This is a genomic window from Dolosigranulum pigrum ATCC 51524 (assembly GCF_000245815.1).
Taxonomy (GTDB): Bacteria; Bacillota; Bacilli; order Lactobacillales; family Carnobacteriaceae_A; genus Dolosigranulum; species Dolosigranulum pigrum.
In genome coordinates this window covers 75,514-101,609 of record NZ_JH601103.1, presented here as the reverse complement: position 1 = coordinate 101,609, position 26,096 = coordinate 75,514, and the positions used below count along the sequence as shown (strand labels likewise).

General features: G+C 42.2%; 19 protein-coding genes. 15 read left to right on the top strand and 4 right to left on the bottom strand.

Annotated elements, in window-relative coordinates:
- Positions 1 to 17 precede the first annotated feature (17 nt).
- The 3 genes from HMPREF9703_RS09165 (at position 18) to metF (ending at position 4,112) form a co-directional block, all read left to right on the top strand.
- Complete coding sequence (locus HMPREF9703_RS09165; RefSeq protein WP_306424275.1) at positions 18 to 806, top strand: LytR/AlgR family response regulator transcription factor; 789 nt, start codon at positions 18 to 20, stop codon at positions 804 to 806.
- Between the two features lie 181 nt (positions 807 to 987).
- Positions 988 to 3,249, top strand: coding sequence for a 5-methyltetrahydropteroyltriglutamate--homocysteine S-methyltransferase (metE, locus tag HMPREF9703_RS00410; RefSeq protein ID WP_004634639.1), 2,262 nt, complete (start codon positions 988 to 990; stop codon positions 3,247 to 3,249).
- A gap of 5 nt (positions 3,250 to 3,254) precedes the next feature.
- On the top strand, positions 3,255 to 4,112 hold the full coding sequence (gene metF, locus HMPREF9703_RS00405; protein ID WP_004634637.1) for a methylenetetrahydrofolate reductase [NAD(P)H]: 858 nt from the start codon (positions 3,255 to 3,257) through the stop codon (positions 4,110 to 4,112).
- Positions 4,113 to 4,156: 44 nt separating this feature from the next.
- On the opposite strand, the gene HMPREF9703_RS00400 is transcribed toward metF, so the two are convergent.
- Positions 4,157 to 5,077: a LysR family transcriptional regulator gene (locus tag HMPREF9703_RS00400; protein ID WP_004634636.1), complete on the bottom strand. Its 921-nt coding sequence runs from the start codon at positions 5,075 to 5,077 to the stop codon at positions 4,157 to 4,159.
- Between the two features lie 157 nt (positions 5,078 to 5,234).
- Here HMPREF9703_RS00400 and HMPREF9703_RS00395 point away from each other — a divergent pair, with 157 nt between their 5' ends.
- From HMPREF9703_RS00395 to HMPREF9703_RS00365, 7 genes are all read left to right on the top strand, one after another.
- A complete protein-coding gene (locus HMPREF9703_RS00395) occupies positions 5,235 to 6,536 on the top strand; it encodes an MBL fold metallo-hydrolase (RefSeq protein WP_004634633.1) in 1,302 nt (433 codons plus the stop codon).
- The gene (locus HMPREF9703_RS00390) at positions 6,533 to 8,122 is read left to right on the top strand and encodes a bifunctional metallophosphatase/5'-nucleotidase (RefSeq protein WP_004634630.1); all 1,590 of its coding nucleotides are present in this window, start codon (positions 6,533 to 6,535) and stop codon (positions 8,120 to 8,122) included. The genes HMPREF9703_RS00395 and HMPREF9703_RS00390 overlap by 4 nt, the downstream gene beginning before the upstream one ends.
- Before the next feature lie 152 nt (positions 8,123 to 8,274).
- Positions 8,275 to 10,062 (top strand): flavocytochrome c, encoded by a 1,788-nt coding sequence (locus HMPREF9703_RS00385; RefSeq protein WP_004634628.1) that lies wholly within the window; start codon positions 8,275 to 8,277, stop codon positions 10,060 to 10,062.
- Positions 10,063 to 10,322: 260 nt separating this feature from the next.
- The gene (locus HMPREF9703_RS00380) at positions 10,323 to 11,354 is read left to right on the top strand and encodes an ABC transporter ATP-binding protein (RefSeq protein WP_218914821.1); all 1,032 of its coding nucleotides are present in this window, start codon (positions 10,323 to 10,325) and stop codon (positions 11,352 to 11,354) included.
- Positions 11,351 to 12,241 (top strand): carbohydrate ABC transporter permease, encoded by an 891-nt coding sequence (locus HMPREF9703_RS00375; protein WP_004634625.1) that lies wholly within the window; start codon positions 11,351 to 11,353, stop codon positions 12,239 to 12,241. Before HMPREF9703_RS00380 ends, HMPREF9703_RS00375 begins: the two co-directional genes overlap by 4 nt.
- 71 nt (positions 12,242 to 12,312) lie before the next feature.
- Complete coding sequence (locus HMPREF9703_RS00370) at positions 12,313 to 13,122, top strand: carbohydrate ABC transporter permease (RefSeq protein ID WP_040376849.1); 810 nt, start codon at positions 12,313 to 12,315, stop codon at positions 13,120 to 13,122.
- A gap of 99 nt (positions 13,123 to 13,221) precedes the next feature.
- Positions 13,222 to 14,547 carry an ABC transporter substrate-binding protein gene (locus tag HMPREF9703_RS00365; RefSeq protein ID WP_004634620.1) on the top strand — a complete coding sequence of 442 codons (1,326 nt, stop codon included), beginning with the start codon at positions 13,222 to 13,224 and terminating at the stop codon, positions 14,545 to 14,547.
- Between the two features lie 84 nt (positions 14,548 to 14,631).
- Here HMPREF9703_RS00365 and HMPREF9703_RS00360 read toward each other — a convergent pair whose 3' ends face one another.
- From HMPREF9703_RS00360 to HMPREF9703_RS00350, 3 genes are all read right to left on the bottom strand, one after another.
- The gene (locus tag HMPREF9703_RS00360; RefSeq protein WP_040376739.1) at positions 14,632 to 14,844 is read right to left on the bottom strand and encodes a hypothetical protein; all 213 of its coding nucleotides are present in this window, start codon (positions 14,842 to 14,844) and stop codon (positions 14,632 to 14,634) included.
- 240 nt (positions 14,845 to 15,084) lie between these two features.
- Complete coding sequence (locus HMPREF9703_RS00355) at positions 15,085 to 15,423, bottom strand: hypothetical protein (protein WP_004634618.1); 339 nt, start codon at positions 15,421 to 15,423, stop codon at positions 15,085 to 15,087.
- Positions 15,424 to 15,530: 107 nt separating this feature from the next.
- On the bottom strand, positions 15,531 to 18,155 hold the full coding sequence (locus HMPREF9703_RS00350) for a cation-translocating P-type ATPase (RefSeq protein WP_004634616.1): 2,625 nt from the start codon (positions 18,153 to 18,155) through the stop codon (positions 15,531 to 15,533).
- A 392-nt stretch (positions 18,156 to 18,547) separates the two neighbouring features.
- Between HMPREF9703_RS00350 and HMPREF9703_RS00345 the strand changes: the two genes are divergently transcribed.
- The 5 genes from HMPREF9703_RS00345 (at position 18,548) to HMPREF9703_RS00325 (ending at position 26,065) form a co-directional block, all read left to right on the top strand.
- Complete coding sequence (locus HMPREF9703_RS00345) at positions 18,548 to 21,988, top strand: pyruvate carboxylase (protein ID WP_004634614.1); 3,441 nt, start codon at positions 18,548 to 18,550, stop codon at positions 21,986 to 21,988.
- Between the two features lie 112 nt (positions 21,989 to 22,100).
- On the top strand, positions 22,101 to 22,922 hold the full coding sequence (purR, locus tag HMPREF9703_RS00340; RefSeq protein WP_004634612.1) for a pur operon repressor: 822 nt from the start codon (positions 22,101 to 22,103) through the stop codon (positions 22,920 to 22,922).
- A 129-nt stretch (positions 22,923 to 23,051) separates the two neighbouring features.
- Positions 23,052 to 24,425, top strand: coding sequence for a bifunctional UDP-N-acetylglucosamine diphosphorylase/glucosamine-1-phosphate N-acetyltransferase GlmU (gene glmU, locus HMPREF9703_RS00335; RefSeq protein WP_004634610.1), 1,374 nt, complete (start codon positions 23,052 to 23,054; stop codon positions 24,423 to 24,425).
- A gap of 83 nt (positions 24,426 to 24,508) precedes the next feature.
- Positions 24,509 to 25,483 (top strand): ribose-phosphate diphosphokinase, encoded by a 975-nt coding sequence (locus HMPREF9703_RS00330; RefSeq protein ID WP_004634608.1) that lies wholly within the window; start codon positions 24,509 to 24,511, stop codon positions 25,481 to 25,483.
- Between the two features lie 108 nt (positions 25,484 to 25,591).
- Positions 25,592 to 26,065 (top strand): NusG domain II-containing protein, encoded by a 474-nt coding sequence (locus HMPREF9703_RS00325; RefSeq protein ID WP_004634606.1) that lies wholly within the window; start codon positions 25,592 to 25,594, stop codon positions 26,063 to 26,065.
- Positions 26,066 to 26,096: the final 31 nt, after the last annotated feature.

The following is a 26,096-nucleotide window of genomic DNA, read 5'->3' as shown; positions in this document are numbered from 1 at the left end:
ATCAAATATTAAATGCAATGGACTTTGGCATACCTCAAAAAAAGGGAGAGGAATATATGTTTCCAATACTTATTTGCGAAGATGATTCAAGACAACTGGAACAAATAACTCAAATAATTAAACAGTACTGTGCAATTTATCAAGGGCGATTTGAAATTGCTTTAGCAACATCAAATTCAGCAAAATTGTTAGAGTACATCAACGAATATAATATTCAAGGAGGGACATATTACTTGGATATTGATTTGGGACAAGAAATGAATGGTATAGATTTAGCAGATAAAATTAGAACAATTGATGTAACGGGTAAATTTACATTTATTACTACTCATGAAGAGATGGCACCACTGACATTAAAACGAAAAATAGAAACATTTGATTTTATTGCAAAACATAGTAATGATTATTTGAAAAAACAGTTAATGACAAATTTAGAATTAGTCTATAATCGATTTATACAGCAACAAAAGAGAAAGGCAATTACTGTGGTTAGATTTAAAGTAGGGAATATTTGTTACAAGCTACCTATAGATGATGTTGTGTACATGACTACATCAGACAAACCTCATCGTTTAACACTATACACAAAACGGGGAAAACATGAATTCTATGGTAAAATTAGTGACTATGAAGAGAAATATTTAGAATTAACTAAAGTATCACAATCTACCTTGGTTAATTTTGATTATGTAGATATGTTTCGTGTTGATAAACGAATGATTGTATTTACGAATGGTCTGTATGTGGAGTGCTCAAAGCGTTATGTAATGGAAATAAAAAATAAGATGCAAGGTATTAATATTTGAAGAAACGATTGTAAGTCAACTGCTTGGATGGATAATTTAAGCAGTTTTTTCATATGTAGCATAGGATGAATTATTGCCATAGTTTTAGCCTATGGAGAAATGCGTTTAGAGCGTATTATACGGGGTGAAGATTCTATGATAGACTATTTTTAATCAATCAAAACAAGGGAGCGGATGACAGATGACAACTTCAACAATCGGATTTCCTCGTATTGGAAAATTGCGAGAATTAAAATTTGCTACACAAAAATACTTCAAACAAACTATTAATGAGTCAGATTTACGTCAAGTCGCAGCTGATTTGCGCAAGGAGCACTTAACCTTACAACAAGCACGCGGGATTGATTTTATTCCGTCGAATGACTTTAGTTTCTACGATCAAGTATTGGATGCGGCTGTATTATTCAATATTGTGCCAGAAAGATACCGTGAATTAGGCTTGAGCGAACTAGATACGTATTTTGCACAAGCACGCGGATATCAAGGCGATGCTGGAGATGTAAAAGCGCTAGCACTGAAAAAATGGTACAATACCAACTATCACTACTTAGTCCCTGAAATTGAGCCAAGCACAGAGATTAAATTAGTCGGCGAGAAGCCCTTTAATGAATATGAAGAAGCGAAGGCGTTAGGTATTGAGACTAAACCCACTGTTATTGGGCCATTTACGTTGTTGAAGCTAGCGAAGTTTACAGATGAGCGTCAGCCGTCAGCGGTGGCGAGTGAATTGGCAGCGGTGTATAAAGAATGGTTCGCTCGCTTTAATCAGTTAGGAGCAGACTGGGTACAGTTAGAAGAGCCGTCGCTAGTGCTTGATTTAACTGAAGAAGACAAGACCTTACTTCAGACATTATACACCGATTTGTTAGCTGAAAAAGGAGCGCTCAGGGTGCTCGTTCAAACGTACTTTGGTGATGTGCGTGATGTATATACGGAGTTGCTAGCGTTAGATATCGATGGATTAGGACTTGATTTTGTCGAAGGTAAGCAGTCACTGGCTTTAGTCCAGGAGCATGGCTTCCCAGCTGATAAGACACTTTTCGCTGGGGTTGTGAATGGGAAAAATATTTGGCGTAATAATTATCAAGAAACATTGAAACTCGTTAAGCAACTGCGCAAAAAAGTGGAACAAATTGTGCTATCAACGAGCTGTTCCCTTCAATTAGTGCCATATACATTAGAGAATGAAACAGCACTAACTGATGAGCAAAAAGCGCATTTAGCCTTTGCTACGGAAAAACTGGATGAATTAAATGAACTAGATACAATCTTGGAACATGGCGCGCAAGAAGCACTGGAAGCTAATGTAGATTTATTCGATGGTTCTCGCGTGCAATCGGATGATACGGTTCGTCAGCAGGTTGCAGACTTAACAGAGGATGACTTTACTCGTCGACCTGAAGCGAAAGAACGTGTAGGAATTCAGCGCGATGCGTTCGACTTACCGCTATTGCCGACTACGACAATTGGCTCATTCCCACAAACAGCTGAAGTGCGCAAAAACCGTAGCGACTTCCGTAAAGGGGAAAAATCAGCAGCGGAATACCGTAAGTTTAACGAACAAGAGATTGAACGTGTTATTCGTCTGCAAGAAGAGATTGGTCTAGATGTGTTAGTTCATGGTGAGTGCGAACGGAATGACATGGTTGAATTCTTCGGTGAGAACTTGGATGGTTTCTTATTTACGGAGAAGGCATGGGTTCAATCATACGGAACGCGTTGTGTGAAGCCACCAATTATTTGGGGTGATGTGAAGCGAAGAGAAGCTATTACGGTTGACTACTCTACGTACGCCCAAAGCTTAACCAATCAGATTGTAAAAGGGATGTTAACAGGTCCGGTAACCATCTTCAACTGGTCGTTCCCACGTGAAGACTTATCAGTGAAAGACGGTATTTACCAATTAGCGCTAGCTATTCGTGAAGAAGTCCTAGATCTGGAAGCCCATGGTATTAAAATTATTCAAATTGATGAAGCTGCTCTTCGTGAAAAGTTGCCGCTCCGCCAGACAGACTGGTACAGTGAATATCTTGACTTCGCTATTCCAGCTTTCCGCTTGGTTCACTCGGGGGTACAACCACAGACACAGATTCATACGCATATGTGCTACAGTGAGTTCGAAGATATTATCGAAAGTATCGATGCAATGGATGCTGATGTGATTAGCTTCGAGGCTTCACGTTCGGATCTCAGCTTAATTGATACGTTAGTCGATGTGGAGTTCCAAACACAAGTCGGTCCAGGAGTATATGATATTCACTCACCACGTGTTCCGAGCCAAGCTGAAATCGAACGAGCACTAGAAACATTTGTCAATAAATTACCAAAAGAAAATATTTGGGTAAACCCAGATTGTGGATTAAAAACACGAAGCATTAAAGAAACAAGACCCGCATTGGAGAACTTAGTACAAGCAGCGAAAGCTATTAGAAAGCAGGTGTAACGAACATGACCATCATCGATAAATATCAACAAAAACAGGTTTTTTCTTTTGAAATGTTTCCACCAAAGGGCAAGCATAACATGGAAAAACTGCATGAAACGATTGATTTATTCTCCACATTGAAGCCAGATTTTATTAGTGTCACGATGGGAGCAGGGGGTGTCGGCAATTCGAAAGGGACCGTTGATATTACAGATGATATCCAACAAAGATATCAGATCGATAGTGTGGTCCACTTGCCCAGTATTCATTTAAGTAAGCCAGAAGTATCAGATATATTGGCGGATCTTAAGCGTCGTAATATTAGCAATATTTTAGCGTTGCGTGGTGATGAACATCCAGGTACAAGCCGGTCGCAAGACTTTAACTATGCGAGTGATTTAATTGAATTTATTAAAGAGTCGGGCGATTTTAATATATTGGCAGCGTGTTATCCAGAAGGTCATACGCAAAGTGCTTCTATTGTCGAAGATGTGAAGCATTTGAAGCGGAAGGCAGATGCTGGGGTGGATGCATTCGTCACGCAATTGTTCTTAGATAATGAATATTTTTATCGTTTTAGAGAACGTGCTGATATCGTCGGGATCGATCAACCGATATCAGCAGGCATTATGCCAGTCACGAGTAAGAAACAAATCGAACGCATGATTCAACTGACTGGGGCGAATCTACCGAAGAAATTTGTATCAATTATTGACCGCTTCGGAGATAATCCGAAAGCCTTGCTAGATGCGGGAATTGCTTACGCAGTGGATCAAATTATCGATCTCTTAGCGCAAGATGTGAACGGGATTCATCTGTATACGATGAATAATTCCTATATTGCCAAAAATATTTATCGTGCAATCAAAAATATTGTCTAATGTATAAAAAATGCCAAGTCTGTCACCTAGCAGATTTGGCATTTTTAGCGGGTGGTGTAGCCATAAGATTCAATGATTTTTTGTAATTGATGGATGTAAACGCGAGCGACAGAAGTCAGTTTGGCTTTATCATTGGAAATCCAGCCTAAGCGCATCGTAGCATCGACATTCAAGGGAATCGAGATAATATCTTCCCCGTTCAAATCAGTACTTAAAATACCGGAACTAATCGTATAACCATTCAATCCAATAATTAAATTAAAAATAGTTGCTCGGTCACTGACATGAATCGTCTGCGATAATTTCGATAATTGGACTACTTCTTCGGCGAAGTAACCAGAATTCATCTCACCTTGCTCGAAGGCTAAGAAGGGATAGGGGGCTAAGTCTTGTGGATCAACACTTTTGCGATGAGCAAGTGGATGAGTGCGGGTAACGAAGACATGCGGCGAGGCTTCGAATAGGGCGTGATAGGTTAGGTCGCGTTCTTTTAATAATTTGCGAATGACCCGCTCATTGTGATCACTTAAGTATAAAATCCCGATATCACTTCTAAATTCAGCCACATCAGCAATGATGTCATAGGTTCGCGTTTCGCGTAATGTGAAGTCATATTCTTCCAATTCTAAGTTCTTGAGTAGCTGGACGAAAGCATTAACCGAGAAGGCATAATGTTGTGTGGAGATAGCAAGCAACTTTTTAGCGGGCTTCTCACTATGATAGCGATCGATCATTAAGTCCGTCTGTTCTAAAATTTGGCGGGCATAGGCTAGAAACTCGGTCCCATCGACTGACAGAGAGACACCGCGGTTAGACCGATTAAAGATCGTAATCCCCATTTCCTCTTCTAATTGCTTAATAGCTGCGGATAGACTAGGTTGGCTCATGAATAATTGTTCAGCGGCTTCGGTGATCGAACCACATTCAACGACTTTAACGATATAACGCAATTGATCAAGTCGCATAGATTGGACTCCTTTCATTTGTCTGTTTTAAGCTAGTATACCACAAATTTAGCGTTAATATGGGCTGGAGACAGATTCTGATTCAAGCTGTGTCAACCGTTGACGTAGGCGGTATTTCTTGTTAAAATAAACTGTCATACGAAAGGGAGCGATTGTAATGAGTTGGATGACGATTCATAGTGGGTTAGAGCGAATAGGTGGTAATATTGTTGAAATAGCAACAGAGCGTGTGCGCGTGTTGACCGATTTTGGGGTGGGCATTGGGGATTCAGATGCATCAGATGAGCACCAAATGAGTGACTTGGAACAACATCTTTTGGCTGGGTCACTACCTCGAATAGAGGGAGTATTTGAAACAGATCAATTTCAACGTGTTACTTTAGCGGATCGTCAGACAGATGAACGGCCGCTGGTTGTTATTTTGTCACATTTACATATTGATCATATGGGTGGGTTAATTTATTTGCCGAGTGATGCGACGGTTTATATGAGTGAATCGACTTGGCGCTTATATCAGCAGCTTATTCAATTAGGACTGGAACAACTCCCTACTTGTCAGATGGTTCCAGTGAATGAAGATGAGTGGATTGACATTGAAGATATTTCTTTTTGTCTGAAGAAGAGTGATCATGATGTGCCGGGAGTTGCATCGATTTGGTTAGAGACACCGGATGCTAAATTGATTCATTCGGGTGATTTTCGCCTGCATGGTACGTCGCCGGAGGATGTGCTGGATTGGGCGCGGGCAGCTCATGAGTGGCAACCGGATATTTTACTAATCGAAGGGACAACTTATTCCAAAGGTACCGATGAAGGCAAGGTTGACAACCAAGAAGAATCGAATAAGGCACGGCTTTATTTGGCTTCTGAAGCAGCCTTAGTTGCGGAGTTTAAGCAACTCTTAAAACAACAAGATCAACTGATAGCAATCAACTTATATGAACGAAATATTGAGCGAATTGTCGCACTTCATCGGGCGGCGCAGCAATTGGATAAGACCTTCGTGATGGAAACAGCCATTGCCCAGCTTGTTCGTGCGTTTTACCCGGATGAGAAAATTGTGGAATGGAGTCCCGTAGTGAAAGATGAGATATTAACCCAGCCAGCTAAGTTTATTTTGCAAAATAGTTATGCTCATATAGATCGCTTAGCGGAAATAGGTGCGGGATTATATTTGCATAGTAATGGGACACCTCTGGGAGATTATGACCCTGAATACGCGCAGATGCTGAGCCGAGTGGAGGCAGCAGGGTTCGAATTTCAACGCTTTGCGGTCAGTGGTCATGCGACACCGGAAGATATTTTAACCATTGCTAAAACCATTGATGCGACATGGACAATTCCGTGGCATACGTTCAATCCCGAGCGCTTAGAGCAGGCGTTAGAAGCAATTGGTCTACAACCATTTATGCCGAGTTGTCAACACTCTTATGATTTAGCGAAAGGATTATGCGAATGAAAACTTTAACCATTTTTGAAACCAGTGACGTTCATGGCTACATTTACCCATCAAATTACCAACAAAAAAAAGAAAATCAGCCATTCGGGTTGTTGAAAATTGCTCAGTTGTACCAACAAGAAGTCGCAACCTTGGATGGTCCATCGTTATTGATTGATAATGGAGATATTTTACAAGGGTCACCGCTCAGCTATTATGTCAAAAAAGAACATGATGTACCAGATGAGTTAATCCGTCTCTACAATGAGCTACCGTATGATGTAGGTGTTGTGGGGAATCATGAGTTTAATTATGGTCTGCCTTATTTAAAACGGGCGATTGAACAGCTGAATCATCCGATTGTGTCGGCGAATATATTAGATGAGACGGGGAGTCCAGCATTGGGTAAGCCGTATGAGATTATTGAAAAAGATGGCATTCGTTGTGGGATTTTGGGGCTAACAACGCAACATATCCCGCACTGGGAGCATCCGAGTCATTATGAGGGGTTGACCTTTAAGTCAGCTGTTGAGATGGCTAAGCACTTTATCCCTGAATTAAGAACGCAAGTGGATGTTGTGATTGTCAGTTATCATGGCGGATTCGAAAAAGATTTGGATACTAGAGAAGAGACCGAAGTACAAAATGGCGAAAATGAAGGAATCCGTTTGTTAGAAGAAGTGGCTGACATTGATGTGTTGTTGGCAGGCCACCAGCATAATCATTATGCCCAAGTGGTGGATGGAACACCGATTGTGATGCCTGGTCATAAAGGAAGTTATCTCGGAAAAGTAACCCTTCATTTTTCTGAGAGTGAGACGGGATTACATTTGGAAGATGCCATTCCTGAATTGCTTCCGGTTGAGGAGATAACGCCGATTGATGATGCTTTGCAGTCTAAAGCCGAGCCACTTCATCAAGCAGTGAATGAGTGGCTGGATCAACCGATAGGACGGATTGAAGGCAACTTATTAATCGAAGATGCCCATGAAGCACGACTAACGGGTCACGCCTATGTGGACTTCATTAATCAAGTACAGATGGCATATGGTCAGGTGGATATCTCGGGAACTAGTATTTTCCGCGATGATGTATTAGGACTTGCTGAAGAAGTGACCACGCGTGATATTGTGACGAATTATATTTACCCGAATACGATCGCGGTGGCGGAATTGACCGGCGCAGAACTGAAAGCTGCCCTGGAACAATCAGCTGAATATTATGTGGTTGATGATGCAGGACAACTGAGTATTAATCCCGCATGGTGTGATCCGAAACCGAAGCCATATAATTATGATATGTATGCGGGTGTACAGTACACCATTGATCTGGCGCAGCCGGTGGGGTCTCGCATTACGACCCTTCATTATCACGGGGAACCGATTAAACCTGATCAGACATTAGAAGTAGCGGTCAATCTTTACCGAGCAGTAGGTGGTGGCGATTATACCATGTTTAGTGCGGATAAAATTGTACGCGAAGTGACTGTTCCAATGACCGAATTAATTGCTGACTATATCGCTGAGCATACACCCGTGCAAGTGACGGCGACATCTAACTTCCAAGTCATTCACTCTGAATTGGACAAGATCTATCCAACCCAATAAAATAGAATAAATACTAAGGCTGAGAGAAATCTCGGTCTTTTTTTATTGACATAATAAGTTAAAAAATAGAACAAAACTATTTTTCAGTGAGTAATTTCACAAATAAAATGAAATATGTTATACTATAAATAAATATTATAAGGAGTGTAATAATGAAACGGATAAATTTTAAATCAGCAGCTTTATTAGTAGCAAGTGGTTTGGTATTAGTAGGGTGTCAGACGACAGGTGATACAGCCAGTGATGTAGCGGGAGAATCTGGAGTCTATGAAGGGACCGGAGAAGGACGTAATGGCAATATTGTAACAGAAGTAACGATAGAAGATGGAAAAATAAAAGCTATTGATGTTGAAAGTAGTGAGACGGAACGATTGGCTGAGCCAGTTTATGAACAGTTGCGTGAAGAGATGATTGCACGCAACTCTACGGAAGTTGATTCTGTCTCAGGGTCAACCATGACCAGTGAAGGCTATATTAATTCGGTGACTAATGCGTTGGAGGAGAATAATGTTGAATTAACGGAAGCGACCGATCAGTCTGAGGCATCCGATAGTCAGACGGGGCAATTGGATGAAGAGTATACGTATGATGTTGTAGTTGTTGGGGCAGGTGGAGCAGGTTTTAGTGCAGCGATTGAAGCAGCCGAACAAGGCTATTCAGTCACTATTATCGAGAAGATGCCAGTGACCGGTGGGAATACGTTGATTTCTGGTGGTGAGATGAATGCACCGGGCAACTGGGTACAAGAGAAGTTAGGGATCGACGGAGATAGTACGGATATTTATTATGAAGATACGATGGAGGGCGGTAATAACGAAGGGAACCCAGAATTAGTCCGCTTAATGGCTGATAGTGCCTTAGCATCCGCTGAATGGTTAAAAGATGAAGTGAACGTTGAGTTCTTAGACGATCAATTATTCCAGTTTGGTGGCCACAGTTTCCAGCGGGCACTTATTCCAGTCGGTCATACCGGTCAGGAACTAATCGACAAGATGGAAGCGAAAGCAGATGAGCTAGGTATTGATATTTATACCGAGACAGAAGCTCAGTCCCTACTGACAACAGATGATGCTGTCAGTGGTGTCGTGGCAACTAATCATGGCCAAGAAGTCACCTTCAATGCAGAACAAGGGGTTATTCTAACAACGGGTGGCTTTGGTTCAAATGTTGAAATGCGGACAGAAGCTAACGAAGAATACGACGACCGTTATGGGACAACGAACTCTCCTGGTGCGACAGGCGACGGCATTATTATGGCACAAGAAGTTGGCGCAACTGTCGATAACTTGGAACATATCCAAACTTACCCAGTATCCAATCCAAAAACAGGGGAAATCTCGCTTTTAGCGGATAGTCGCTTCGATGGTGCTGCGTTAATTAATCAAGAAGGCGAGCGATTCGTCGAAGAATTAGAACGACGCGATGTTATCTCAAAAGCGATTATTGATCAAACAGGTGGCTACGCGTATCAAGTCTGGGACCAGACATTAGGTGAAGAGACGGGAACGCTTGAAGCTCACCAACGCGAGCTGGAACAACTGCAAGAACAGGATCTGATCTATGTAGCCGATACATTAGAAGAAGGAGCAGAATACTGGGATATTCCGGTTGAACAGTTCATGGAGACAGTCGAGAAGATTAATGCATACGCAGAATCTGGGGAAGATCCAGACTTCAATCACCGAAAAGGCTTAGCTCCGATTAAAGATGCGCCATTCTATTTCCAGAAGGCGGCTCCATCAGTACACCATACAATGGGTGGATTAGTGATTAATGAGCATGCTGAGGTATTGAATGAATCAGGTGAGCCGATTAAGAATTTATATGCTGCTGGGGAATTAACCGGTGTTATTCAAGGAGCCAACCGTCTAGGAGGTAACGCCATTACGGATATTATTACCTTTGGGCGTATTGCCGGCAAGCGTATTGGGCATCATTAAGCTAGCCAATACAAGTGAACTAACTGTGTAACTTAAATGAGTGGCTTACTTCCGAGATAAGTTGGGAGTGAGCTACTTTTTTCTGTTAATAATGATATATTATGTTGAGGTTTTTAATCAACTATTGTAAAAAATGGCCGTAAATTTTATAATGGATGAGGAGAGAAAAAATCTTCGTAAGGTGAGGTTATTTTTAACCTACATGTAGTGAATAATGAGAAGGAGTGACTGGTGTGGAAGTCAAATTTGATAATATTCGGATGAGCTTCGATGGGACAAAAGAGGTCTTACGTGATATTAATTTTAAAATCCCAGAAGGGAAGCTCGTATCCATCTTAGGGCCGAGTGGATGTGGGAAGTCAACAACATTGATGTTAATTTCAGGATTAACGTTCCCAACTGAAGGAGAGATCTACTTCGGAGATCAGCAAGTAACGAAGCACGATGCAGTGAAGCGAAAAGTCGGCATGGTGTTTCAAAACTATGCACTTTACCCGCATTTGACGGTATTGGAGAATATTATGTTCCCCTTGAAGATGCTAGGTGTGAAAAAAGCGGAGCGACGCGAACGAGCGCTTGAATTAGCTAAGTTAGTTCATATTGATGAACATACAGATAAAAAACCAAAAGAGCTCTCAGGTGGACAACAGCAGCGTGTTGCGATTGCGCGGGCATTAGCGAAGCGACCATCTATTCTATTGATGGATGAGCCTCTGTCGAATTTGGACGCACGACTTCGTATAGAGATGCGTCAAGAAATTCGCCGGATCCAACAAGAAACGGGCGTCACCACCGTCTTTGTGACGCATGATCAAGAAGAGGCACTCAGTATTTCTGATGAGGTAATGGTCTTGCACGATGGGAACTTACAACAATATACAGATCCGATTACCCTTTATGAGAAGCCATCGAACTTATTTGTAGCGAAATTTATCGGGACACCTGTTATTAATACACTTCAGGCGGCTGAACATGCTGATTTACTTACGAACTTAGGGTTGTCTGCAGCTCTAGAAGCGCGGGTTGCCACGTTAGGATTACGTGCCGAGGATTTATCTGTAGTGAGTGACGAAAGCCAGTCAGTGTTTGAAGCGACGGTTGATCATGTAGAACGTGTAGGGAAAGACACGACCCTTCACTTGACAAAAGGTAATGCCCATATTGTGGCGACTGATATTGATCGTATCCCTGAAGTCGGTGAGCGTGTCATGATGGGGATTGATCCACAGAAGGTTCACTATTTTGATCAAGCGGGGATTGCCATTCAGATGCAAGTAGGTGACCACGTATGAAAGAACGACCAACCATAAAGCGAACCTTACAAGCGTTACTCTATTTACTGCCGATGCTCTTGATTATTGGAACCTTTAACTTATATCCTATTTTTCGTTCTTTCGAGATGAGTTTTTGGGCAGATTATAACTTCTTCAAGCAAGAAGTGAATGCGTATGGATTAGATGCCTTTAAGACGGTCTTTAGTGATCCACAATTTTGGTTAGCGGTGCGCAATACATTTATTTTTGTCTTAGGCGTAGTGCCTATTTCGATTATTATTTCTTTAGCAATTGCCTTGATGTTGCATTCGATTGATTTCTTACAAGGCTTTTTCCGCTCGATTTATTTCTTACCGTTCGTTACTTCAACGGTTGCGGTATCCATCGTGTGGCGCTGGTTGTATCACTCACAATATGGATTGATTAATTATTTCTTAGGGTTATTTGGATTTAATAGTATTCAATTTTTAACCGATCCGAAGTATGCGATGACTGCACTAGTGATTATGTCTGTATGGAAAGGGCTAGGCTTTAACATTATTTTATTTTTAGTGGGCTTAAGCAATATCAATGAGACCTATTATCAAGCAGCAAAAGTCGATGGAGCGCGTCCGTGGCAACGGTTCACCAACATTACTTTTCCGCTGCTCAGCCCGACCATGTTCTTAGTGTCCGTGATGGGTGTGATTAGTAGTTTTAAAGTATTTGATCAAGTATTTGCACTCTTTAACGGACGACCAGGCCCAGCTAATTCTGCTCTAACAGTTGTGTACTATATTTTTGACAAATTTTATGTTGAAAGCAACTATGCAGTAGCGAGTGCAGCCGGTTTGGTTTTATTCTTAATTATCTTATCGTTCACATTGATCCAAATGTGGTTCAATAAGCGATTCATGCAGTACTAGGAGAGGAGACGGACATGTTTAAATCAGGATTTTTAGGTGAACGAAAGCAGCATGCAACAGCTGGAGTCAATATGTTAAAAATTGTATCATATATTATGTTGATTATTGGGTCCTTGTCGATGATTTTACCGTTTTATTGGATGATTGCAACCTCCCTGAAGACAGGCGCAGAAGCGGTAGCGACTCCACCTGTTTGGTTCCCAGAGAGCTGGCGATGGAGTAACTATGAGCGAGCATTGGAAGTGGCTCCGTTCGGCCGATACTTCCTCAACAGTTTGCTTATTACCGCAGCAACAACTGTGGGAGAATTAGTTACATCAATTTTGGCGGCCTTTGCCTTTGCGAAGATGAATTTTTATGGAAAAAATGTCTTATTTACGATTTTAATTGCGACGATGATGGTACCATTCGAGTTACTGATGATTCCTAACTACTTGACACTTTCGAAGTTAGACTTGATCAACACGTATGGAGCGATGATTATTCCATTCTTGGCCAGTGTGTTCTCAGTCTTTATGTTAAAGCAAAACTTCGAAGCGGTACCGAAAGAGTTGTACTATGCAGCAAAAGTTGATGGAACGAGTGACTTTAAGTTCTTATGGCAAATTTTAGTCCCACTCTCGAAGTCCAGTGTTGTAGCAGTAACGATTCTAAAAGCAATTAGCAGCTGGAATGCGTTCTTATGGCCACTTATTGTAACGAACGAAACATCACTACGTCCACTGCCAGTTGGTTTGCAGGCCTTCACGACTGAAGCGGGAACGTATTTCGAATTACTAATGGCCGCTGCGACGATTGTAGTCGTCCCAATGATTATTATTTACATTGTTTTACAGAAATATATTATTCAAGGGGTTTCTAATACCGGGGTGAAAGGTTAGTCAATCTTTTGTGAAAAAATAGTTTATTTTAGCTAGTCATGTATGGTATATTATACTTGTCGATAGACACTTTAATTAAATCAAAGGAGTATGTGGAGTATGGATTTTAAGAAATTGGCAAAAATGTCACTTGCAATGATGTCAGCGGGAGCATTGTTAGCAGCTTGTGGTAATGGGGATTCAGCAGATAGTGGGAAGGACACTTCAGCAGGAGCAGATGACCAAGCAGCTGTGACTGAATTATCTGAACCGGTTGAAATTACGTTCTGGCATGCAATGAATGGGCCACACCAAGAAGCATTAACAGAACTTGTGAATAAATTCAATGAGTCACAAGACATGGTGACCGTCAATGAACAAGGACAAGGAAGCTATGATGACTTGAACCAGTCAATTAAGGCAGCTGCGACATCGGGTGATTTGCCAACAATGACTCAGTTGACCCCAACAGATGTACCAGAATTAGCATCTAATGATATCTTAGTTCCATTAACAGATGAGTACTTGACTGAACGCGGTCTAGAACAAGAAACATTAGACGATATTTATGAAGGGTTCTTAGATAGTTCACTTTACCAAGGCGAACGTTTTGCCTTACCATTCTCAAAATCCGTTCGTGTGATGTTCTACAACCAAGATTTACTTGACGAACATGATGCCGAAGTACCGAAATCATGGGATGACCTTGTTGCATTAGGCCAAAAAATGGCTGAAGCTAATTCAGATGCGGTTGCTTTAGGATTAGAGAACGGTATTGAGATGGAGTGGGAAACATTAGCTCGTCAGAATGGATCAAAATTTGCTGATGGTGAAGTGGCTGAGTTGAACACACCGGAAGCAGTGGAACCACTTGAGATGATCCAAACAATGCTTGACGAAGGATATGCGCGTACAGCAGGTGAAGATGGTTACATGTCAGGGCCATTTGGTAATGGAGCTTCAGCAGTCTACATTGGTTCATCAGCTGGAACAGCTCACGTTGCCCCAGCAGCTGAAGGAATTAATTGGTCAACAGCACCCATCCCAACATACAACGATACGGAGCTTGCTTTATTCGCGGGGAATGACTTAGGTTTATTCCAATCAGCATCAGCAGAAGAACAGCTAGCATTTGTTGAGTTTATGAAGTTCTTATTAGAACCTGAGAATTCTGCACAGTGGGCTGAAGCAACAGGTTACTTACCGGTTCGTCAATCAGCATTAGAGTCTGACAGTTACCAAAAATTCTTAGAAGAAAACCCAGCGTATAAAGCACCAACTGAAATGCTTGATTACGGTATGGCAAGCCAAACATTTGCTAATTACAGTACGTTCCGCCAGAACACAATTGATGCCATGGAATCTGTTACAATCTCTGGTAACAAACCACAAGACGCACTTGATACTCTACAAAAACAAACCGAAGCATTATATCAAGAAAACTAAGTAGATAAAAAGCACAGTAAAAAAGTAGCCCCTGAAAAGGAGGCTACTTTTTTTACTGTGCTGATTTTTCATTCTAGGGTAACGTTAGACTTGACCATTTCTTTTTTTCCATTCTTCCCATGTTTCATCATAGTGTTTTTCTTCTCTGCGTTTATCGAAATACCATTTCGTGACGTAATGTGATGTTGTTATCGAAAGTGTGATCCACCACCTATGTTTGTGTCCGGATAAAGAAGTCATCCCTTCTACAATGAAGAAAGCGGTTAAGTTTCTTAGAATAAGGTTTAGCCAAAACATTTTGTAGATCACTCCTTGTCCTAACACTTGGTTTTAGCACTTGATCTATTTTGGTCTATGATAGATTAATTCTTCCATTATAGTGTTGGTGCAATTGTATCAGGTAGATTGACGTATTGCAAGTGATAGGGTCGCGATTCAGATGGCTAGTGAGCATTCACCAGCATAAAAAAGCACCAACTTCTTATCCACCAGAAAGTAGAGTAGGAAGTTGGTGCAAGTGATTAACCTAGTTGTAGATTAGTCTTCAATGACGTCAACCGGTCCGTGGTCATCGATGTGGTCACCATGTTTGTGGTGCAAGCGACCGTCAACAAGGTAATCGGTGTGATCACCGTGTGGCACTTGTTCATGCTCACAGTCTTCAGAATGGTCACAGTCAGTATCAACTGGATGACATTCATCAGGGTTTTTGTCACTGACAGGAATTTTACATTCATCCCAGTGTTCCCCGTGTTTATGGTGTAAGTGGCCATCGTGAACATAATCGGTGTGATCATCGTGTTTAATCCGTGTGTGTCCACATTCTGGAGAATGTTCATGGTCATGGTGTGAGTGTTTGTTGCAATCAGTACTCATATGAATCACTCCTTCTTAAATTCTTATCCTCATTATACCATATTGGAGCAAAATTGTGAATAATAGCATCAATAGGCATATTTTTTATAATCAATTAATTTGTCAGATTATCGGCTAAATAGTTTTTTTAGTTCGGTGATTGCTGTTGTGCTGAGAGCTAGACCAAGTGAGATGAATAGTTCGGTTGCACCAAAGCTCGCTGGAATACTGAAAATTTCACGTGTGAACGGTAGTAGTGTGATTGAATAGAGTCCAATACAGACGACAAAGGCTAAAATAGCCCACTTGTTCGAGAAGAGTCCTAATTCCCAAGCGGTCTTTTTCGTTGAACGGGCTGGGAAAACTTGGAATGTTCGCGACAAGATAAGTGTTGAGAAAGCCATAGCAACGCCTAATTCAACCGAAGTTCGGCTACCGATCAATTGTGCGATAATGACAAAGATAGCAATGGTAACCCCACGGAAGATAACATTCTGCAAGGTTCCTCCAGCGAAGATTCCTTCATCCGGATCGCGTGGTGCTTCAGTCATGACATGATCTTCAGATGGTTCAAGTCCTAAGGCAATAGCAGGCAAGGCATCGTTCGCTAAGTTAATAAATAGAAGTTGTAAGGCGGTGAACGGATTAGCTAAGTTGAAGATAAGGGCAAATATAATAGCTCCCACTGCACCTAAGTTACCAGAGAATAAGTAAGAAATTGATTTCTTAATATTGTTGTAGACATTACGGCCCACTTCAACTGCTCCTACAATCGAGACAAAGTTATCATCCGTTAAGATCATGGCGGATGCATCTTTGGCAACATCTGTTCCTGATCCCATAGCAATACCGATATCTGCTTTCTTCAAGGCTGGCGCATCATTCACACCATCTCCAGTCATTGCAGTGACTTTATTTTTCTCTTGCCAAGCGTTGACGATACGAATTTTATTTTCAGGCGAGACACGCGCATAAACAGAGATACGTTCTAATTTTTCCATCAATTCAGCATCGCTTAAGGCATCTAATTCTCGTCCGGTTAGTGCTAAGTCCCCCTCTGAGAAGATAGCTAAATTCTCAGCAATCGCGCGAGCAGTTGTTTTATGGTCACCGGTAATCATAATTGTCCGGATACCGGCTCCTTTAGCTTGGGCCACTGCTTGAGCGACTTCTTCACGCGGAGGATCAATCATAGCCATGAGTCCGACTAAGATTAAGTCGTGCTCATCATCTAATTCAAGTGTCGAATGATCAACCGGTTTGTAAGCGAAGGCTAATACGCGTTTGGCTTCTTCAGAATATGTTTCATTCTGTGCTTGGAAGGACGCTAATGCTTCTGGGGTTAGTGGCTTCACTTCACCGTTAATCAAGACTTTGGCACTGCGGCGGAAGATGACATCAGGACCTCCCTTTGTCAGCATGAATTGTCGGCCGTCAATATTGTGTAAAGTAGACATTAATTTTCGGTCCGAGTCAAAAGGTAGCTCGGCAATACGCGGGTAGTGGCGCTGGATTTCATCATACGGCTGGCCAGAGTCATTACTGTGCAATATAAGTGCCGCTTCAGTGGGATCACCGGCTGTTTCGCCGTCTTCAGTAATATAGGAATCATTCGCTAGAACGGCTATATTCATTAAGAGGGTTGCTGTATCGGACCAGTCTTCTGGCTCACCATGAAATGGATTGTCTTCTCCTGCTAAGTAGGAATTCACAACCGTCATTTTATTTTGGGTTAAAGTTCCGGTCTTATCTGTACAAATAATAGAAGCGGAGCCTAGCGTTTCGACAGCGGGTAACTGACGAATAATGGCATGACGATCAGCCATTTTGTTCGTACCCGTAGATAAGACGATCGTAACAATGGATTGAAGGGCTTCGGGAATAGCTGCTACAGCCACAGCTACAGCAAACATAAAGGAATTAATGAGTTCACCCGTAACATCAGTGACGCCACCGCTAAATGCACGGAAGGCAGACAGGGCAAAAATAAGCACAGATAAGGCTAAGATTCCCCAGCCTAATTTGACACTGAAATCAGCTAATTTGCGCTGCAGTGGGGTTTCTTTCGCTTTCGCTGATTGAATCAGCTGAGCGACTTTACCCATTTCAGTCTCTAGCCCAGTACTAGTGACTAGAAATTCGCCGCGGCCATTAGTAACTAATGTGCTAGAGAAGACCATATTCGATCGATCACCAAGCGGCATCTCTTCATCGAATTGGGTGACTTCTTTTGAAGCAGAGATGGATTCTCCGGTGAGGGCACCTTCTTCTACTTGTAAGGTTTGCGCTTCGAGCAAGCGACCATCAGCGGGAATGTAATCTCCAACTTCAAGCGAAATAATATCGCCAGGGACAACATCTTTGGCTTCGATTTTTTGATAAGTTCCGTTACGCAAGACTGTGGCGGTTGGGGCTGAGAGGTTTTTCAGTGATTCCAGTGAATCTTCCGCTTTTCGTTCTTGAATAACGGTAACGATAGCGCTAATAATAACAATCCCTAAGATAACGCTCGACTCAATAATATCACCGAGTGCGATCTGGACCACGGCAACGATGAGAAGAACAATCACCATTGGATCTTTGAAGTTAGACAGGAAGAGTTGCCAGAGCGGTTTTCTCTCTCCTTGACTAATTTCATTAAGTCCGTATTGTTCTAAGCGCTGGGCCGCTTCCTTGGCACTTAGGCCGTGTTCTGAGGCGTTCAGCTGTCCTTTGAGCTCATCGATTGATTGTTGATAGACAGGTGTTGACATAATTTCTCTCCTTTTTTGAGTACGTTTTTCAAAAAAAGACGCATGTGGAAATATAACTTACTACATCCCACATACGTCTCACTATTTAATCCAACACCAGCAGCATCAAGTGCTACGGTTGGTGGTGTTGGCACAGATAAGCTTGAATTGTTTATCTGTCAGTTACTCCCGTACTCATATTTAGTTTGTTAATCTAGTATACAGTGCCCAGAAGCAGAAAGCAATACCCAAAAGCAGAAAAATAGATTTTTTTCTAGAGGGCAGATTTTTTGAGGAGAAAGATAAGTCGGACCTATATTTTTAGCTCATATCTGTTATAATTGAAGTGATGTACGTTTGTAAATGATCGATAAATAATGAAATCAAACGGTATTGTAGAATGGAGTATGATGATGAAGAAAGTATTAGTTGCAAACCGTGGCGAAATCGCGATTCGAATTTTTAGAGCATTAACCGAACTCGATATCCAAACGGTTGGTATTTATGCGGCTGAAGATGAGCAGTCCGTGCACCGATTCAAGGCAGATGAGGCGTATCTAATCGGTGAAGGGAAGAAGCCGATTGATGCATACTTAGATATTGAAGGCATTATTGCCTTAGCGAAAGATATTGGGGTAGATGGAATTCACCCGGGATATGGATTTTTGTCCGAAAATCTGGAGTTTGCTCGTCGTTGTGAAGAAGAAGGCATTACTTTCATTGGGCCTAAGTCGGAACATTTGGATATGTTTGGGGATAAGTTAAAAGCAAAAGCGGTTGCTCTGGCAGCAGGAATTCCAACAATTCCAGGAACAGATGGGGCTTTGGATCAAGTAGAAGATGTATTAGCGTTTGCAGAAGAGGCGGGTTATCCGGTTATTATGAAAGCAGCGCTTGGTGGTGGTGGTCGCGGGATGCGGGTGGCGCGTACACCAGAAGAAGTGAAGGAAGGCTTCTCTCGTGCTCAGTCTGAAGCGAAGGCTGCTTTTGGTCGGGCAGATGTTTATGTTGAGCGCTTTATAGAAAACCCGAAACATATTGAAGTGCAAATTTTAGGTGATGCACACGGGAATATCTTACATTTATACGAACGAGATTGCTCGATTCAGCGTCGTCACCAAAAAGTTGTCGAACTCGCGCCGAGTGTCAATTTACCGGATGACTTGCGGGAGCAAATCTGTCAAGCAGCTGTTCAAGTGATGCAGCATGTGAATTACTTAAATGCGGGAACAGTTGAATTCTTAGTTGAAGGATCGGAGTTCTTCTTCATTGAAGTGAACCCACGTGTTCAAGTTGAGCATACCATTACAGAGATGATCACAGATATTGATATTGTTCAGTCCCAAATCCAAATTGCGCAAGGTTTGTCCTTGAATGAAGAGATGGGATTACCCGAGCAAGAGGACGTCAATTTGAATGGCTATGCCATTCAATGTCGTGTGACAACAGAAGATCCAGAGAATGATTTCTTGCCTGATACGGGTAAGATCAATACGTATCGTTCACCGGGTGGCTTTGGCGTGCGTCTTGATGCGGGGAATGGCTTTGTTGGGACGGTTGTGACACCTTACTTTGATTCGCTGTTAGTGAAAGCTTGCGTTCATGGGCGAACCTTTGATCTTGCTTGTCAGAAGATGGCGCGGGTCTTGAAGGAGTTCCGTATTCGTGGAGTGAAGACCAATATTGCGTTCTTAAAAAATGTTATTCACCATCCAACGTTTATCAGTGGTGATGTGACGACAAAATTTATTGACAATACACCAGAATTATTTGTCTTTCCGAAGAATCGTAACCGTGGGAATAAGACTTTAAAATATATTTCTGATGTGACGGTCAATGGGTTCCCTGGTGTCGGCAATATTGATAAGCCGCGTCTGTCAGCACCGCGAATGCCTGAAGAATTGAGCCTGTTGAAACCGGGCGAAAACTTACCGCATCCAGATTCATTGAAATACGTATTGGAAACAGAAGGACCTGAAGCGGTGGCTCGTCGTGTAAGTGCAGAGAAAAAATTAATGCTGACGGATACGACCTTCCGTGATGCGCACCAAAGTTTGATCGCTACACGGATGCGTTCATATGATATGTTCAATATTGCCCGGCAGACGAACCAAGCGCTCCCAAATGTTTTCTCCCATGAGATGTGGGGTGGAGCGACCTTCGATGTGGCCTATCGCTTCTTAACTGAAGACCCATGGGAGCGTCTGCGCAAATTACGTGAATTGATGCCGAATGCCTTGCTTCAAATGTTATTCCGAGGTTCGAATGGTGTCGGTTATGCAGCTTATCCAGATAATGTCTTACAAGAATTTATCCGCTTAGCAGCCAAGAATGGTATTGATGTTTTCCGCATTTTTGATAGCCTGAACTGGATCCCACAGATGGAAAAAAGTATTCAATTCGTCCGTGATAATCAAAAAATTGCCGAAGCAGCGATTTGTTATACCGGAGACTTGAACAGTGCCAGTGAGACTAAATATACGTTAAGTTATTATAAGGAATTAGCTCAAGAACTGGAAAAACTCGGTGCGCATATGATTGCGATTAAGGATATGAGTGGACTCTTGAAACCAGATGCAGCTTATCGACTGATCAGTATGTTGAAAGAAGCAGTTGATTTGCCGATTCACTTGCATATGCACGACACGAGTGGAAATGGGATTTACACGTATGGAGCAGCAACAAGAGCTGGCGTTGATATCGTTGATGTAGCACTTAATGCATTCAGTGGAATGACTAGTCAACCCTCAATGGGTAGTCTATACTACGCCTTGGAAAATTCTGAGCGGGAGCCAGACTTAGATATCGAGAATGTGGAGCAGATTAACCGTTACTGGCAAGATATTAGAGGGTTTTACCGTATTTTTGAAGAAGGGATTTCAAGTACAGCAACCGAGGTGTACAAGCATCAGATGCCAGGTGGCCAGTATACGAACTTGAAGCAACAAGCCAAAAGCGTCGGTCTGGAAGATAAGTGGGACGAAATCAAGGATATGTACGCGACAGTTAACCAAATGTTTGGTGATATCGTGAAAGTGACGCCATCATCCAAGGTGGTCGGCGATATGGCACTATTCATGGTTCAGAATAATCTAACCGAAGCGGATGTGTACAAAAAAGGTCGTAGCTTAACTTATCCACAATCGGTCATTGACTTCTTCAGTGGCAAGTTAGGGCAACCTGCTGGCGGCTTCCCAGAAGAATTACAACAGCTTATCTTAGGCGAGACAGAAGCCATTACTGAACGACCGGGTGATTTGTTGGAGCCAGTTGATTTTAGCAAAGTTGAGGCTGAATTAGCAGAGAAGTTGAACCGTCAAGTAACCGAAGAAGAAGTGTTGAGCTATATCATGTATCCGCAAGTATTCTTAGATTATGAGGACTTATATGAACGCTTCGCTGATGTAACGAAGATGGATTCCTTAACGTTCTTCTACGGTATGCGACGTGGTGAGCAGATCGAAGTGAAGATTGAAAAAGGGAAAACCTTAATTATTTCCTTGAATTCAATCAGTGAGCCGGATCCGAATGGGATGGTGACCTTATACTTCAACCTGAATGGACAAGCGCGGGAAATTCAAGTGAAGGATCATTCGATTACCAGTACGCAAGCTGTAAACAAAAAAGCTGAGCCATCCAATAAACATCACTTAGGAGCAACGATGCCAGGAAGTATTCTAGAAGTCTTGGTGCAGGCAGGTGACACGGTTGAGAAAGGTCAACCTGTTGTAATTACCGAAGCGATGAAGATGGAAACCACAATTCGAGCCAATACATCAGGCACAGTCAAGCATGTCTATGTTTCCGCGGGTGATCCGATTGAAGTCAGTGATTTATTAGTAGAACTTGAGTAGGAAATCTGCCATTCATGAGCATACGAAATGATAAAAACAGTCAACTTGCCACCGGATTTAGTGTATAATGGAGAAGAAGCGAATATTATAAAAAAGAAGAGGAAGAATATACGTGAAAGCAAAACGAAGCGAACGATTAGTAGATATGACTCATTATTTATTGGAGCATCCGTTTGATATTATTTCGCTGACTTATTTTGCTGAGTTATACCAGGCGGCAAAGTCCAGTATCAGTGAAGATTTGAATATTATTAAGGAACGATTTGTCCGCTTAGGGATTGGCGATTTAGAAACCTTCGTCGGAGCAACGGGTGGCGTGCGCTATATTCCCACGGTTGACAGCGAACAACAGCATCGACTAATTGCAGAATTAGTAGAAGAATTAGACGGGTCAGAGCGCCTATTACCAGGGGGATTTGTCTATCTATCCGACGTCTTAGGACAACCGAAGTGGCTCAATCATATTGGACGAGTGATTGCGAGCCGGTACATGGATGAAGATGTGGATACGGTGATGACTGTAGCAACGAGTGGTATTCCAATTGCCCAAAGTGTCGCCCGATTCTTAAATGTGCCATTCACGATTGTTACCCGTGATCCAAAAGTGACAGAAGGAAGTACGGTTAGTGTCAATTATGTTTCCGGATCTGATCATACTAGGGTAGAGAAGATGGAATTAGCGAAGCGAAGTTTAGCAGAAGGGTCAAAAGTAGTCGTGGTCGATGATTTTGTTCGGAGTGGCGGTACGATTGAGGGGATGCGAGCCTTGTTAGATGAGTTCAATGCTACCTTGATCGGCACTACCGTTGTTGTCGAAAATATTGTCGGAAAATCGAGCGTGTCAGCTAACTATCGCTCATTAATCCAAATCAGCGACGTCGATGAACAACAAAATACGATTCAGGTGAAGCTAGGCGACTTTTTTGACGCATAAACATATGAGATCGCTGAAAAATTACGGCTAATGAGATTAGAACCGAACAATATTGTTTTATGCAAGGATGAACGGTGTATGATACAATAAAGGTGATATTGAACCAATTGAATGAGGAGAATTATAGTTATGAAACGTTTTGCAATTATTTTAGCGGCGGGTAAAGGAACGCGAATGAAGTCAAAAGTGAATAAAATGCTTCATCCCGTGATGGGTCAGCCCATGGTTAATTATTCAGTCGAAGTGGCAACACAAGCGGGCGCTGAAGAGATTATTTCGATTCTTGGAGTTGATGCGGAGATGGTCCAAGATTATCTGGGAGATCGTTCGCAATTTGCTTACCAAGAAGAGCAACTTGGAACGGCCCATGCTGTGATGCAGGCAGCTGACTTGTTAGAAGGAAAAGAAGGGACCACCCTAGTTATCTGCGGTGATACGCCTCTTATCTCTAACGAAACTATCGAGAACTTGTACAACTATCACGAACAAGAAGGAGCGAAAGCAACCATCTTGACGGCAATTGCTGATGATCCCTTCAGTTATGGGCGAGTCTTGCGTTCAGAAGAGGGAACAGTCACAAAAATTGTCGAACAAAAAGATGCTACGGAAGAAGAAAAACAAGTTCGTGAAATCAATACAGGAACCTATTGTTTTGATAATAAAGCGTTGTTCGAAGCACTAAAGCAAGTTGATAATAATAATGCACAAGGTGAATATTACTTACCTGATGTTATTGAGATCTTAAACGCTCAGGACGAGAAGGTTTCCGCTTATTCAATGACTGATATGGTGGATTCTTTAGGCGTCAATGATCGGACAGCTCTGGCTAAGGCTAACCAATTGATGCAACAGCGCATTAATCAACAACATATGCTTGCCGGCGTAACGTTAATTGATCCGGATAATACCTATATTGAAGCAGGCGTTGAAATCGGGCCAGATACAACGATTGAGCCTGGTGTATACTTAAAAGGGCAGACGACAATCGGTAGTAATGTGACAATTGGGATGGGCTCAGTGATTACGGATAGTCAGATTGCTGATGACGTTACGATTATCTCCAGCAACATTACAGAAGCAACAGTTGGTCAACATTCTGATATTGGTCCGAATAGTCGCTTGCGTAAAGGTGCTATTCTTGAAGATAACGTGCATATTGGCAATTACGTTGAAGTGAAGAACGCTACCTTAAAGAGTGGCGTAAAAGCGGGGCATCACGCCTATATTGGGGACGCAACAATTGGTGAACGTGTTAATGTCAGCTGTGGGGTTATCTTTGCTAACTATGATGGAATAAACAAGCATCATTCTGTTATCGAAGCAGATGTCTTCATCGGAAGTAATGTAACAATCGTATCCCCAGTAACCGTACAGGCGGGAGCTTTCTTAGCAGCGGGCTCAACTATTAATCAAGATGTAGCAGCAGATGCATTGGCCATTGCTCGTAGTCGCCAAGAAAATAAAGCAGATTACGTGAAAAATTTACCAGCATCTAAGAAGTAACTCATTTAAAAAGGATAACACTTGATTATAGACGCTTACACCATTACACTAGAAGTAACAAATATGACTAAAAGGAGTTAATCATGGGCGAAAAATATCACGATTCAAAGTTGAAGATTTATTCATTAAGTTCCAACCGACCGTTAGCTGAAAAAATTGCGGCTGATGTAGGTGTTGAGTTAGGGGACGTGACGGTCACTACATTCAGTGATGGAGAAATCCGCATTAACCTAGAGGAAAGTGTTCGGGGTGATCATGTTTACATTATTCAATCCACATCTGCACCATCGAACCAACATTTAATGGAACTATTGATTATGATTGATGCTTTACGACGAGCAAGTGCGAAGACGATTAATGTTGTTATTCCGTACTATGGCTACGCTCGTCAAGATCGTAAAGCTCGCTCGAGAGAACCAATTACAGCGAAATTAGTTGCTAATATGATTACCGAAGCGGGTGCTGATCGTGTACTGACACTTGATTTGCACGCAGCACAACTGCAAGGTTTCTTCGATATTCCAGTTGATCATTTACTGGGAGCACCGCTTTTGGCTAATTGGTTTATTGAACATGATTTCGTTGGCGATGATGTCGTCGTTGTCTCACCAGATCATGGCGGGGTCACACGCGCACGTAAACTGGCTGAATTCCTGAAATGTAGCATTGCCATTGTTGATAAGCGTCGTCCAAAAGCTAACGTCGCTGAAGTTATGAATATTATCGGTGATGTGGAAGGGAAGACTACCATTCTGATCGATGACTTAATTGATACAGCCGGCACAATGACGGCTGCCGCGAATGCCTTAAAAGATCGTGGCGCTAAGTGTGTCTATGCCTGTGGATCACATGCTGTCTTCAGTGGACCAGCGATTGAGCGAATTCGTGACTCAGCGATTGAGAAGCTTCTGATTACCGATTCTATTTACTTACCAGAGGAGAAACTAATCGACAAGATGGAAGTCATTTCAGTCGGGAACTTGATCGGTCATGCGATTTTACGTATTTATGAAGATCGTCCAGTCTCGCCATTATTTGAGAAAAAATTTGTCGAGTAAGTCTAACGAAGATGATCACGGAATGAAATGAGCTTAAAAGGATATAGCTGCCTTTCTTGAGGTGAGGTGGGTATGTCCTTTTATATTTTTTGGAAGGAGGAGATTCGGATGCTGACCAAGTTGTGGAATAATCTCAAAAAAATGAAACTACTGGATGTAGTTATTCTAGTAACACTGTTCGTCGCATCATTTATTCCACATGGGATCTATGCTTATCAGCTCAGTCGAATCGGTGATGATATCAACATTGTAGCGACTGTATCGATTGATGGTCAAGAAGTGTACCGAACTCCACTAGACGGTTCGACGCATGAAGAATTTACCTTACATCCAGCTGATCATCAGTATAATATTATTGAAGTGGATGGTGAGCGTATCCGTAATCGTGAAGATAATAGTCCAGATCAAATCGGTGTGCGACGCGGCTGGATTAGCCAGCCGGGAGAAACAGCTGTCGTCCTACCGCATAAGTTAATTGTCGCTGTTCATGCCGAAGATGCATCAGGGCAGGAGATTAACCCGAGAGAACTTAGGGACGATGATGAACAGACCGAACAGGATGCTATCATTATTCCTAATTAATCAACATCCCTATAGTGTATAACATCACACA